Annotated in this window: 10 protein-coding genes; 5 read left to right on the forward strand and 5 right to left on the reverse strand. The window is 40.3% G+C overall.

The features are described 5' to 3' along the window. The first annotated feature begins 525 nt into the window (after window positions 1–525). From trxB to HY063_11885, 4 genes are all read left to right on the forward strand, one after another. A complete protein-coding gene (gene trxB, locus HY063_11870; protein MBI3502479.1) occupies window positions 526–1,467 on the forward strand; it encodes a thioredoxin-disulfide reductase in 942 nt (313 codons plus the stop codon). 63 nt (window positions 1,468–1,530) lie between these two features. After that, complete coding sequence (locus HY063_11875; protein ID MBI3502480.1) at window positions 1,531–2,265, forward strand: hypothetical protein; 735 nt, start codon at window positions 1,531–1,533, stop codon at window positions 2,263–2,265. A 48-nt stretch (window positions 2,266–2,313) separates the two neighbouring features. Then, the gene (locus HY063_11880; GenBank protein ID MBI3502481.1) at window positions 2,314–4,503 is read left to right on the forward strand and encodes a tetratricopeptide repeat protein; all 2,190 of its coding nucleotides are present in this window, start codon (window positions 2,314–2,316) and stop codon (window positions 4,501–4,503) included. Then, a complete protein-coding gene (locus HY063_11885) occupies window positions 4,500–6,758 on the forward strand; it encodes a glycosyltransferase family 39 protein (protein ID MBI3502482.1) in 2,259 nt (752 codons plus the stop codon). The genes HY063_11880 and HY063_11885 overlap by 4 nt, the downstream gene beginning before the upstream one ends. On the opposite strand, the gene HY063_11890 is transcribed toward HY063_11885, so the two are convergent. Genes HY063_11890 through HY063_11905 form a run of 4 tightly spaced genes read right to left on the reverse strand, consistent with a single transcriptional unit; the run spans window position 6,759 to window position 10,431 of the window. Continuing rightward, window positions 6,759–7,565, reverse strand: a complete 807-nt coding sequence (locus HY063_11890) for an NAD(P)-dependent oxidoreductase (protein MBI3502483.1) — start codon at window positions 7,563–7,565, stop codon at window positions 6,759–6,761. After that, a complete protein-coding gene (locus HY063_11895) occupies window positions 7,562–9,163 on the reverse strand; it encodes a hypothetical protein (protein MBI3502484.1) in 1,602 nt (533 codons plus the stop codon). The genes HY063_11890 and HY063_11895 overlap by 4 nt, the downstream gene beginning before the upstream one ends. Beyond that, on the reverse strand, window positions 9,163–9,555 hold the full coding sequence (locus HY063_11900) for a hypothetical protein (protein ID MBI3502485.1): 393 nt from the start codon (window positions 9,553–9,555) through the stop codon (window positions 9,163–9,165). The genes HY063_11895 and HY063_11900 overlap by 1 nt, the downstream gene beginning before the upstream one ends. Before the next feature lie 9 nt (window positions 9,556–9,564). Next, complete coding sequence (locus tag HY063_11905; protein MBI3502486.1) at window positions 9,565–10,431, reverse strand: glycosyltransferase family 2 protein; 867 nt, start codon at window positions 10,429–10,431, stop codon at window positions 9,565–9,567. Between the two features lie 133 nt (window positions 10,432–10,564). On the opposite strand from HY063_11905, the gene recQ reads away from it, so the two are divergent. Next, window positions 10,565–12,772 carry a DNA helicase RecQ gene (recQ, locus tag HY063_11910; protein MBI3502487.1) on the forward strand — a complete coding sequence of 736 codons (2,208 nt, stop codon included), beginning with the start codon at window positions 10,565–10,567 and terminating at the stop codon, window positions 12,770–12,772. Window positions 12,773–12,784: 12 nt separating this feature from the next. Here recQ and HY063_11915 read toward each other — a convergent pair whose 3' ends face one another. Next, window positions 12,785–14,092: a glycosyltransferase family 4 protein gene (locus HY063_11915; GenBank protein ID MBI3502488.1), complete on the reverse strand. Its 1,308-nt coding sequence runs from the start codon at window positions 14,090–14,092 to the stop codon at window positions 12,785–12,787. Between the last annotated feature and the right edge of the window lie 76 nt (window positions 14,093–14,168).

The raw sequence follows: 14,168 nt of genomic DNA on the forward strand, positions 1-14,168 counted from the left end.
ATGAACAAGTGGATGATATTTGCGTAATCGGTATTAGAATATAGAAGATAAGAAATGAATTTGCTGTAAAGGTTTGAATCCATCCCGATACGGCTTCTATCGGGAAGGATGATATTTGCGTAATAGGAATAAAAGTTTAGATTTTATTATACCGAAGGTAGTTAGGTTTCCGAAAAATGAGAAAGTCCCAAGCATCAAGCCCCAAGTTTCAAGCCCCAAGAAACAGCCAACAGCAACGGCTGTTTTCTTGGAATTTGGGACTTGCCGGCCGGCCGGCAAGGCAGGGAATTTGGAACTTTGGACTTCAACATTTCGCAAAGCCGATTTGTTTCAGTATAAAGAGAGGGAAAGAGGGAGAGTTTGTTTGAAAGTTTTTACGGAGAAAGTGGTGATACAGTAAGCGGTGCACGTTCTGAAAAATTAGTTTGCCGGCCCGCTTTCTTTTCCTGAAAGAACTCTATTCAAACAATTCATTTTTTTCCAAACAAGCAGTTGCTTTGTGAATATATTTGCACAAAATAGTTTATGCAATCTGAAAAAGTAAAATGCCTCATCATCGGCTCCGGTCCTGCCGGATACACGGCAGCCATTTATGCCGCGCGCGCAGATTTAAAACCGGTAATGATTGCCGGAATGGAACCTGGCGGGCAGTTGATGACCACCACCGAAGTTGAAAATTATCCCGGCTACCCCAGTGGAATTCAGGGACCGCAGATGATGGATGACTTCCGCAAACAGGCGGAGCGCTTCGGCACAAAAATAATTTACGGCTACGCTTCCTCGGTTGATTTTTCTTCCTATCCCTATAAAGTGGTGGTGGATGAAAAAGATACGCTCATTGCAGAATCAATAATTATTTCCACGGGCGCATCGGCAAAATGGCTCGGCATTGAATCGGAGCAGCGCCTGCGAAAACTCAGCGGAGGGGTTTCCGCCTGCGCAGTGTGCGATGGATTTTTTTTCAAAGGGCAGGATGTGGCGATTGTGGGCGGAGGCGATACCGCTGCCGAAGAAGCAACGTATCTTTCCAAACTCTGCCGCAAAGTGTACATGCTGGTGCGGAAAGATTTTTTGCGCGCCTCCAAAGCCATGCAGCACCGCGTGGAAAATACGGCAAACATTGAATTGCTTTACAATCATGAAACGGTGGAAGTGCTTGGCGAAACCGGAGTAAGCGGAGCGAAAATAAAAAATGTGAAAACAGGCGAAGAACGGAAAATTAACATCACCGGATTTTTTGTCGCCATCGGCCACCAGCCCAACACGGAAATCTTCAACGGAAAAATAAAAATGGATGCGCAGGGATACATCATCACTGTTCCCAACTCAACCAGAACAAATGTGGAAGGTGTTTTCGCCTGCGGAGATGTGCAGGATAAAGTTTACCGCCAGGCGGTAACTGCTGCCGGAAGCGGATGCATGGCGGCTTTGGATGCCGAGCGCTGGCTGGCTGCGAAAGGTCATTGAGATAAGGGAACATTTTCTCTCAGTAATTTGTATTTTCGCAAACATTTTCTTTTAAGGTTTCACATGGTAAAAAAGTTACTTCTCTGTTTTATCTTATTTATCGGTTGCCATTTTTCATTCACTGTTTGCCAGGCGCAGGTGAAAAAAGGAGAAGTGCTCGAGTTCGTGGATGTGTATGATTCGGCTTACGGAATAAATGTGTACGATAACCTTTGCATCGGCACAGGCGGAGATTCCACGCGCAACGATGGAAAGGGCTATGCCGCGCAGGGCTGGATTGAAGACGAATATCCCGATGGAAAACTTCTTCACAAAGGATATTACATTGACGGGCAGTTGAAGGCATATAAAAATTATTTTCCCAGCGGGCAGCTGGAGCGCGAATTCAAAATGACCGACCTCAGCAAAAGCGCCATGAATATTTTTTACCAGGATGGAAAACCACGTTCGGTGATTGCATATTCCGGAAGCAATACATTAAAAGAAGAAGATTATTATCCGAGCGGACAACTCTCCTACGTGGAAGAATACGATAGAAAATGTGAATACTATCTTCAGCGGAAATTTTTTAACCTGAACGGCAAGCCCACTTCCACCCTCGACATCACCGACACCAAACGAAAAACTTACGACAGCAAAGAATATTACGACAACGGCAACCTGAAGGAAGAAGGACAAATGATTTTCAACACCGCGCTGGGCGATTACCAGAAAAACGGCAAATGGAAATTTTACAATGAGAACGGGGGCGTGAAAGAAGAAAAAACTTTTTCGAAAGGAGAAGAAGGAAATGAATAGGGTTTCATCCTTAAAAAAAATTAACTTTATCTTTCAGGAATAAAATTTATGGCAGGAACTCCTTCCGCGCATACTGCACGCTATTATTTTTCAGAGAACCTGAAAAATTTTGTTCGCTATTTTGAATTGGAAAAGAAATCTCCGGCAGAACCGGAAAAAATCCCCGTAAAGAAGTTTCTGGTTTTCTTTTCTGCCCTCGCCCTGGCGGTAACGCTCGTTTACTCCAATCATTTTCACAACGCATTTCATTTTGACGACATGCACACCATTGTGAATAACAGTTATGTTCAGGATATAAAAAATATTCCGTTGTTCTTTAAAGACGGAAGAACATTCAGTTCACTTCCTTCCAATCAATCCTACCGTCCAATGGTTACCACCACGCTCGCCATTGATTATTGGCTGGGGGGAGGGTTGAATCCTTTTTACTTTCACGTTTCGCAGTTTGTTTTTTTTCTGGCGCAGGGATTGCTTCTGTTTTTTCTCTTCTATAAAATTTTTTCCATTGCATTTCCTCATGCCTGGAATTTTTTTGTTGCACTTCTTGCTGCGGCATGGTATCTTCTTCATCCCGCCAATGCCGAAACCATTAATTACATCATAGCGCGCGGAGATTCGCTTTCCACTTTTTTTGTAGTGCTTGCGTTTGTAATGTATATGTATTCTGAGCGGAGCAGGAAATATTTTTTATACCTGATTCCCGTTGCGCTTGGCGTGCTCACCAAACTTCCGGCAGTTATGTTTGCTCCGCTTCTGTTTATTTACATTGCCATGTTCGAAAAGAAAATTTCTTTCACCAATTTCCGGAAAAAAGAAAACCTGAACTCTTTTTTTTCTGCGGTGAAATTATCTTTGCCTGCCTTTATTTTTTGCGGAGCATGTTATTTGTTTCAGCAGGTGAAACAGCCGCCCACCTGGGTGGGCGCTTTCACTTCGCGCCATCTTTATTTAATCTCTCAGCCCTATATCATTCTTCATTACTTCAAAACTTTTTTTCTTCCCTTCTGGCTTTCGGCAGATACCGATTGGCAGGTATTTGATTCGGTTTGGAATTTCAAAGTTATTATTGGTTTTTTGTTTGTCGCAATTTTATTTTTCTTCGGACTCCTTTGTTCCCGCTATGAAAAACTCCGCCCGGTTTCATTTGGAATTTTCTGGTTCTTCCTCGCGCTCCTTCCTTCTTCAAGCATTTTTCCGCTTTCCGAAGTGATGAATGACCATCGGATTTTTTTTCCGTATATCGGACTTGCGCTCAGCGTGTGCTGGCTGGTGTTTTTATTTCTGCAGGGAATAAAAAAAGAGTTTTCTTCTGAGAAAAAATTAATTTCCATTTCATTTATTTTTTCTTTGCTTCTTCTTTCTGCGTATGCGTATGGAACACGTCAGCGCAATAAAGTTTGGGAAACCGATGAATCGTTGTGGTACGATGTTTCGGTGAAAAGCCCGAACAACGGGCGAGGATTGATGAACTACGGGCTGGTGCTGATGGGAAGAGGCGATTACAAAGGCGCTGAAAAATATTTTACCGATGCGCTTAAACTCTGGCCTTACTACGCTTACCTGCATGTGAACATGGGAATTTTAAAAGATGCAATGGGAAATCCGCAGGAAGCAGAACCGTATTTTAAGAACGCCATTTCATACCGCGGTGATGCGCCCGACTGCTATTATTATTACGCGCGCTTTTTGAATGACCATAAACGGACCGATGAAGCCATTGCGCTGCTGGAAAAATCGCTGAAGATTTCGCACGGCTATACGAATTCGCGCTACATGCTGTTGACTATTTATTTTAACCGCGGAGAATTTGATAAAGTAAATAAAATGGCAAATGAACTGCTAAGCATTTTACCGAATGATGAGCAGGCGAAATATTTTCTGAATGCCGCGAAAGGAAAAAATTCTGTCGCGAATAAAAATCAGAAATCCTCTCTGGAAATTGCTCTTGAAAATGCCACGAACAATCCAACTCCTGAAAATTATATTCAACTAAGTTTGGAATATTACAATGCCGGCAAATACGAAGAGTGCATCAGCGCCTGCGAAAAAGCACTGAAGTTAAAACCCGACTATGATCTTGCCTACAACAATATTTGCAGCGCATACAACATTCTTGGAAATTGGGATAAGGCGATTGAAGCAGGTGAAAAAGCAGTTCATCTGAATCCAACTAATCAATTAGCAAAAAACAATCTCCGTTTTGCAATCCAGTCAAAACAATTACAAAAAAAGAAATGAAGTGGTTTTCTGATTATAAAAAAATATTCATTCTCCTTTCGGTGATTATTGGAATTACACTTCCTGTTTTGAGTTTTGATTTTGGAATTACGGAGGATGAGCAGGCGCATAACCAGCATGGAAAAAGTATTTTGAATTTTTTTCTTGGAGAAAACAACGATGCCATTCGCAGCCCTATCGACAGCACTGGAAAACTTTTGAATTCTGCTTTTGATAGTCAAATGAATGATATTTCGGGAGAGATGAATATGTATGGAGGATTGTTCGATTTAATTTGCGCGATTGCCAACAAATATTTTTTACACTTTGGTGAATTTGAAAACCGTCACTTTGTTAATTCATTATTTGGACTGCTGCTGATTATTTTCAGCGGACTTGTTGCGCAATTTATTGGGGGATGGCGAGCTGGCGTGATAACTTTATTGCTGTTAGCCATTTCTCCGCGAATCATTGCGTACTCCATGAATAATCCGAAAGATTTGCCATTTGCTGCATTCTATATGCTCAACTTGTTTTTTATTTTTCGATTTGTTCAGGAACTTCCTCGTCCTTCTTTAAAAACATGGCTGCCACTTCTCATTGGAATTCCACTTGCTGCAGATATCCGCATATCAGGGCTTTTACTAATTATTTATTTGCTATTGTTTGTATGCGCCCGATGGGGAGTATTGCTCTTTAAAAAAATTATCAGCAAGAAAGACATAAAAGATTTTTTCCGCTCAATTGGTCTCACATTTTTAATTTGCGCTGGAGGATATTTTTTTATTTCGGCATTCTGGCCATTCGCGCATACAAATCCTCTTACAGTTCCGATGCTTGCAATAAAACTTCTGTCCAGCTTTGAAATATTTAATTCATTAGAACTTTTTGGCGGAAAATGGATAAACCGATGGGAAATTCCATGGTACTTTATTCCTAAATGGCTGATGATTGGTTATCCGCTTTTTATTCTTTTAGGAATTACTACATCATTATTCTTTTTGCGAAAAAGTTTTTCATCCATAAGCAGAAAAAAAAATTTGCTTTTAGTTTTTACTTTTCTTTTTCCTATATGTTTTGTGATTTTTAATAAATCAAATATCTATGATGATGCGCGCCATGTTTTATTTGCTTATCCTCCATTAGTAGTTTGCTGTGCGCTTTCATTCGAAAATATTTTAAGAATGCGGGTTAAAAATTATTTTAGGATTATATTCATTTCAATTCTTGGTTTAACATTGATTGAGCCAATTTACTTCATGGTCAAAAATCATCCGAATGAAAATGTTTATTTCAGCCCGTTGATAGGAGGAGTGGATGGCGCGTTTAAAAAATATGAAACAGATTTTTGGGGAAGTTCGGTGAGGCAGGCAGTGGAATGGATTCAAAAAAATGTCACGCCAAAACAAGATGATACTATTCGAATCCGAAACTGGTATGGTGACCAGATGAAAGCCAAATATTATATCCGAAAAAAAACCGGATACAAACATGTTCTTTGCATGGAAGATTCCCGTGAATGGGATTATGAAATTGTTCAAACTGTGGAATGCAAGTACACTCCGGAAATGCTGGAAAGCTGGCCGCCACCGAACACAGTATACGAAGTAAAAGCCGACAACACTCCTCTTTGCGCAGTAGTAGAAAATTTCAGAAACAAAAATGCAGATGATGTTCTTGGAAAAATGAATGAGAGGATAAACACACAGCCAACTTTTTATCTTTATTATTCTTTGGCAGGAATGAATTATTATTTTAAAAAATATGCTGAATGCATTGACGCTTGCCAAAAATCCATCGCATTAAAACAGAATTATGCAAACACCTGGAGCTTGCTCGCGAGTGCGTATGGAATGCTGGGAAAATGGGACGAAGAAATTGAAGCATGCAAAAAAGCATTGGCAATAAATCCGAATATGGATTTTGTTCGCAGCAATATGAATTTTGCTTTGCTTCAGAAAAATAAATCCACCTCTGAAACTATCATAATTAAGCAAAGCAATCTGCCACAGGGATTGACAGCAGATGAATACATTAATTTAAGTTTGAAATTTTACAATGAAAAAAAATTTGAGGCGATGATTGATGCCTGCCGCATGGCGATTTCAAAAAATCCTTCCAGCGCCATTGCCTATAATAATTTATGTTCGGCTTATAACTCTCTGGAAAAATGGAACGAAGCGAAAGACGCCTGCGAAATGGCACTCGCGCTTCAGCCGGATTTTAATCTTGCAAAAAATAATTTAAACGTAGCGCTTCAACACCTGAAGAAATAATTATTTATTCAGCGCCTCGAGCGATTGCCAGAATGAGCGAAGAGTGATTCCGATTTTTTCTATGGATGGCTGCGTGTTTACTGTTTCGAGTTTTTTCAGCCCTTTCAGATTTTCTCTCGTTACCGGAAGTTTTATTCCCAGAAATTTCGGAATAAAAAGTAAAATATTTATCAGAAAATAAGAGAGGGGAATAAAAGTTGCTTTTACATTAAGCCATTTGCAAAGTGTTGTATAAAATTCTTTATAAGTAATCGGCTCTGCTTCCGCCAGCAAAGAAATTCCGGAGATGTTTTTTTCAATTCCATTTTCAATTGCAGAACATAAATCTCCTATGTAAATTGTTTGCATGGGCTGTTTGCCTCCGTCAATCAGCGGAATAATTTTTTTTCTTCTGACAAACTCGGTCATTTCTTTGAACAATCCTCCATTTCCAATCACAAGTCCGCTGCGGATAATCCAGTCGTTTTCTTTTTTGAAAAATTTCTCACAGGCAAATTTTTGTTTTCCATAAAGCGACACCGCATCTTCTTTTGCTGATATGCTCGAAAGAAAAATATATTTTTTAATTCCCTGTTTTCTGGTGCGTTCTACCAATTGCTTTGTTCCTTCTACATTTTCTTCAAAAGAATTTTTTATAAAAGCACAATGAATTAAAACATTTGCATCTTGAAAATATTTTTCATCCGGCATTTTGGTAAAGTCAAATTCTTTTCGGGTAAGAGAAATTACCTGCCAACCTTTTTCAGAAAAAAAATCAGCAAGATGAGAGCCGATAAATCCATTCGCTCCTGTAATTACAATCTTCATGCAAGTGAATTTAAAGCCACATTGTGCGCATTCGCCATGAGAGAAAAAGTCAATCCTTTTGCGGGCAAATATTTAAATCCTGAACCATCGGCAACAAAAATATTTTTTGCACCATTCAATTTTCCGGAAGGATGCAGCGAATACAGCAAATTATTTTCATTGAAAGGAAGCGTTCCCGCATAATGAATGCTCGCACCTAATCCGGGGTTTACTTTTTTCAAAGCAATGCATCCAAGTTTTCGCATGGTTCCTGTAAATTTCTTCTCTCTGGAAATTATTTTCTTTTTTTCTTCCTCTGAAAAAATATATTCGGCCTTCATACTATCCGCGGTGGGAGAGTTTTTATTTTCTTCGAGCCAGATTTTTTTTGCAGGAGAATATTCTTCCGGATGGTGGATGCCGAAAATAGTAATAGCAGGAAGCAAATACTGCATGATGATTCTTGCATCCTGAAAAGCAAACGGGACTTCTTTGATTATTCTGAAAAGCAGAAGCGAGCGATAGGTATAAATGGAGGCGATGGAAACATCTTCATTTTTTTTCTGCGGATCATACGCCATCACCAATTGAGCAAAACCTGTTCGGAAGCGATCCATTTCTTTTCCGAGCATTTGCCAATTCAGCGAAGGAACATACGTATATGGATTGCATAGCAGCGGAAGCCGATGCGCTTCTTTCTGAAATGAACGGAGAATAATTCTTGCAGTGCCAAGCGTGCCGCTGGCAAGAACTAATTTCCTGCATTGATGAATTTGTTTTTCATTCGTGGAAATATTCAAACACTCCACTTCAATGTAATCTTCCTTCTCTGAAAATTTTAAAACAAGTTGATTGCCAATGTAACGGAAATTATTTTGTTTTTTCAATTGCTCAATTGTAATCCATGGCCGCCATGCTGATTGCTCCCTGTCAGAATAAAAATCCATGTCATTGTAAGAAATTTTTTTTCTGCCATTTTTATCATTGGTCAGCAGAGCAAGCGCGGGTTTGCCCAAATAAAATCCTTCTTTATTAATTTGCTGTTTCTTCCGTAAATATTTTTTATAAATTTTTTTTGAACCGGAATCCAACTCAATGGATGGAAAATGATTTTGAATTTCTCCGCATGTATACGCGCTTGCATCATCCTTTTCCGCGCTGATGCCTATGCGCGATGCAACCAGTTGATACGCATCTTTCATTTTATTTTTTTCAAGACCGCATTTCCCCAGTTCGGCACCGGAAAAAAAATTGCAGCCAACGCCCCAAGTGCTTCCCAGTCCTCCGTACGCCAAACTTTCCATAGGGAAAAAAGAAGATGAATCAAACTTCAGCAGTTCATTAACTTTTTCAATCACAAATTTTCTGGGCGGAGTCAGTTGCGCACCGGTAGTTACATTTCCCCAGGGAACTCCTTCGAAATTATCTCCTAAAAAATAACGATGCTGTTCTTCTTCTGTTTGCCGGAGAGAAATAAAATCTTTGTCGGGAATACTATTTTTATATTTTTCTTCCGATAATCCGGCATCGAGCATGCAAACTTTTGCTCCTGCTTCTACCAGCGTTTGTGCAGCCATTGCACCCGTGCAGCCCGAACCTACCACAATAAAATCTTCCATCAGATGAATTTGAGTAATAGTGAGCCGAAAATTCTTCTTGCTATAGCGCGAATACTAACAAAAAAAAATGTTACGAGATATAAAGATGAATATTTTTTCGGAAGAAAATATTCACAGTGCTTCGGGCTTGCTTCGAGAATGGCAAGCATCAGAAAAATTTTTCTGCGAATGGTTGAAGAAGGATTTTTTACAGCAAGCGCTGCATCTGCAAATGGAAGAGCCCAGTTATTTTTCATAAGGAAGTTCCATTTTTTTTCTTCTTCCAAAGATAAATGGATATTCAGTTTTTGCATGGCATCGGCATACAGCAATTTTTCTTTTTTAGAAGGGGATTGATGAATGAGATAGTGAGAAAGAATCTCTGCTTCGCGGAAATAATCTATATCAGCCATTCGCCCAAACTATCCGTTTAAATTTTTTCTGATGAGCGAAAGTTGTTCTGCGAGCAGACCAAGCAAAAAGAAAACAATTCCCGTAATGATTCCAAGCATGGCGCCCACGCTCACTCCGTTTCCTTTCAGCACAATGGGCAGTCCCCAAGCAATGCTAACAAGAATAAAAAAAACCGATAGCGGAAAAAATACGCGCATAGGATTAAACAGCAAAACAATATTCAGAATTTGTTTGAGCGTTTCAAAAGCGGTGAGCGTATTGATGGTGCTTGTTCCGCTTGTGCGCGGATGAATGGTAACCGGAATTTCTTTTACCAGGTGCCGCTGGCTGATGAACACAAGTGCAATCACATCGCTGTATGCCATGGTGTTCGGGCAGAGATGAAGATATTTTTTTGCAAGCGCGGTGTTGTAAATTTTCATTCCCGAATTTAAATCGTGAATGTGAACGGGCATTAACAATTTTGCCACCGAGCGAATGAGCGACCTGCCGGCATTCCGGTAAGCATTTCCGCCAGTGCTCCGTCTTCCCACCACCATATCGGCATCAGAATTTTTTATTTCATTGAAAAGTTTTTCTACATCCTTCAACTCATGCTGGCCATCTGCATCAATGGTGATACAATAAGTGGTTTCCGCAGCGGCAACACCTGTTTTAATTGCGCCACCGTATCCTTTGTTTAATTTATTGTGGATAATGAACAGAACAGGTGAAGAAAAAATTTTCAGCACTTTCTGCGTACCATCTGATGAGCCGTCATTCACCACAATGAGTTTGAATTTTTTTTCTTCGCAAAAAGAAATCACTTCGGGAAGAAACTGCTTCAGCGAATTTTCTTCGTTATAGGCGGGAATTATTATTGTCAGTTCGTACATTATATATATGGTAGAATCTGTCTAAAATACTCAGAAAAAATTTTTCGGGTATTCAGAAATATTGTATATTCACTTTAGCCAAGAAACAACGCTCTATTTTGCTCACAAAAGTAATCCAAAATCGTTAGACAACATGGCTGTTGCCGAAACGCTTTCGCTGAAAGGGCATCTCAAAAAATTTTTCGGGTTCACCAAGTTTAAAGGCGAACAGGAAGAAATAATGGAAAATGTCCTGAACGGAAAGGACACCTTTGTGATTATGCCCACAGGCGGAGGAAAATCCCTCTGCTATCAATTGCCCGCACTTATTTCTGAAGGAACCACCATCGTTGTTTCACCGCTCATTGCACTGATGAAAAACCAGGTGGATTTGATTCGCGGTTTCGGAACGAAAGATAACATTGCTCACTTTTTGAATTCCTCTCTTGCGAAAGCAGAAATAATAAAAGTAAAACAGGAACTCACCGAAGGCAAAACAAAAATTCTTTACGTGGCTCCCGAATCGCTGGCGAAAGAAGCCAATGTAGAATTTTTCAAGGGCCTGAAAATTTCTTTCATCGCCATTGACGAGGCGCACTGCATTTCGGAATGGGGGCATGATTTCCGCCCTGAATATAGAAGAATAAGAGAACTCATTAATCAAATCGGAAGAGTTCCCATCATTGCTCTCACCGCAACAGCAACACCAAAAGTTCAGCAGGACATTTTGAAAAACCTGAACATTCCGGATGCAACTGTTTTTAAGGCATCGTTCAACCGCCCGAATTTATATTATGAAGTGCGCTCAAAGATTGAAGCACCCAAGCAAATTATAAAATACATCCGGCAGAATCCGAACAAATCAGGAATCATTTACTGCCTCAGCCGCAAGGGAACAGAAGTGCTTGCCCAAACACTCAGTGCAAATAATATTCGCGCGCTTCCTTATCATGCGGGCTTGGAAAAAGAAGTGCGCACCAAAACGCAGGACCAATTCCTCATGGAAGAAATAGAAGTGATTGTCGCCACCATTGCTTTCGGAATGGGAATTGACAAACCCGATGTGCGCTTTGTGATACACTTTGATATTCCAAAATCGCTCGAAGGATATTACCAGGAAACCGGCCGCTCGGGTAGAGACGGAGGAGAAGGAAAATGTATTGCCTTTTACAGCGAACAGGATATTGCCAAATTTGAAAAATTCCTGAAAGGAAAACCCATTGCCGAGCAGGAAATTCACCGGCAGTTAATTCAGGAAGTGGTTTCTTTTTCTGAATCTTCTGTTTGCCGGAGAAAAATGCTTTTGCATTACTTCGGAGAACAATATGAAGAAGAAAACTGCGGCAACTGCGACAACTGCCTGCATCCAAAAACAAAATTCGAAGGAAAGGACGATGTAGCCCTGTTGCTCGATTGCGTTTTGAGCGTAAAAGAAAAATTCAAAGCAAAATATATTGTGCATGTGCTAACAGGTACGATTACTTCTTCCATCCGGCAATATAAGCACAACGAACTGGAAATTTTTGGCAAAGGCGCGGAAGATGAGAAGGATGAAAGATTTTGGAACGCGGTAATACGGCAGGCATATGTAGAAGGATTTCTTTCGAAAGATATTGATAATTACGGCCTGCTGAAAGTAACGAAGAAAGGAAAAAAATTTCTCGACAAGCCCTATTCATTCATGCTGACGAAGGACCATGATTTTTCAAGTTCCCAAGCGGATGACGATAAAGAAATAATTTCTGCCGGAGGGCGCGGAGGCGGAGCGCTTGACCAAACGCTTTACACCATGCTGAAGGATTTATGCAAGCAAGTGGCAAAGAAAAATAATCTTCCTCCCTATGTAATTTTTTCCGAGAACTCGCTTTCCGAAATGTCCATTAACTATCCTGCCACAATTGAGGAAGTGGCAAAAATTTCCGGAGTTGGTCCCGGCAAGGCACAGCGTTACGGAAAACCATTTGCCGACATGATTGCAAAGTACGTGAAGGAAAATGAAATTGAGCGGCCGCAGGATTTAATTGTGAAATCCATTGTGAATAAATCCGGATTAAAAGTTTATCTCATTCAGGCGCTCGATAGAAAATTAGGGCTCGAAGACATTGCCGATGCAAAAGGGTTAAACATGAAGCAGGTGATTGACGAACTGGAAAGCATTATTTCTGCCGGCACGCGTGTGAACATAAGCCATTACATTAACGAAGTAGTGGACGAAGATAAGCAGGATGCCATTTACGAATACCTCCGCGAAGCGCATACCGATTCTGTTTCCGAAGCACTGAAAGAACTGGGCGAGGATGAATTCAGTGAAGAAGAAGTGCGGCTGGTGAGGATTAAATTTATTTCGGAGTTCGGAAATTAACTGCTGGCTTTGTCAGTTAATTACTTTATCTAAAATTTCAACGAGTTTCTTAGTAAGTTCCTTCCTCGAATATTTTTCAATCCCTTTGGAATAAGAAATTAATTTCCCTTCCCTGTAAAGCGAATAGAGTTTCAAAATTTCTTCCTGCATTTTTTTGCTGTCGGAAAAATCGCAGGTAACGCCTGCAGTTGTTTCGCGGATAATTTTTGCTGCGTCACCGTCTTCGCTTCCAATACAAAGAATGGGGCGCTTGACCGAGAGGTATTCAAAAAATTTTCCGGTGAGAATTCCTTTTGCATTGGGAGTGTTATTTAAAAGCAAAAGAAGCACCTGTGCCTGCTGCTGAAGTTTGGCCACTTCCGAATGCGGCAGGTAGGAAATTTTATTCACGAACTTTTCCAAATCAAATTCCTTCAGGGATTTTTCCACGCTTACATCTGCCTTTCCTACAAGTTTTATTTCCAGGTCATTTCCAAAGGAAGAATTTTCTTTTACCAGTTCCAATAAAGTTTTCCAGAGCGCAACAGGATTCCTGCTTGGAGTGATAGAACCGATATGAGCTATGGAAAATTTTTTATCGGGAATAATTTCTCCTTTGTACAAATCGTCTTCATCATAGCCGTTTGTAATCACTGAAAATTTTTCGGACTGCTTTCCTAAAATATTTTTGAACTCTTCCGATATGGTTTCTCCTATGGAAATAACTTTATCGGCATTCTGTAAAACTTCTTTCTCCAGTTTTTTATGTTGGGCATCCGCTGTTTTTGTGAGTTTGAGGTCTTTGTAAAAATCAATGTTTGTCCACGGGTCACGGAAATCAGCAAGCCATGGAATATTTATTTTCTTTTTTAATTCCAATGCGATAAGATGCATGCTGTGCGGAGGTCCGGTAGAAACAATTGCATTCACAGGATTTTTTTTGAGCTGCCCTGCCAAAAATTTTACTGACGGCTTAATCCAGAATTTGCGCGCATCGGGAATAAACCAGTTGCCGCGAATCCATACCGAAATTTTTTCTGCCATCCCGGGTTTTTCTTTTTCAGAGAGAAAGCCGGCATTTATTTTTTCTTCCTTCTTCTGCCCGATAAAACTTTTGTAGAGATTATACGGCTCCCATATTTTTGTTTTCAGCACGGTGATATTTTCCGGAATATCTTTTTCAAGCGAATGGTCGAGTACAGGTGCTTCTGGATTTTCAGTTGTGTAAACAATAGGTTCCCATCCGAACTCGCGCAGGTATTTTACAAACTTCAGCCACCGCTGAACGCCTGCACCACCGCTCGGAGGCCAGTAATAGGTAATGATTAAAACTTTTTTCATTGTGCGAATAACGAAAGAGGGCGAATCAACGAATGACAGCCAAAATATTTTGTATGCTTAGAATATTCGTTTTCAT

The sequence above is a fragment of the Bacteroidota bacterium genome (genome assembly GCA_016195025.1).
GTDB lineage: Bacteria > Bacteroidota > Bacteroidia > Palsa-948 > Palsa-948 > Palsa-948.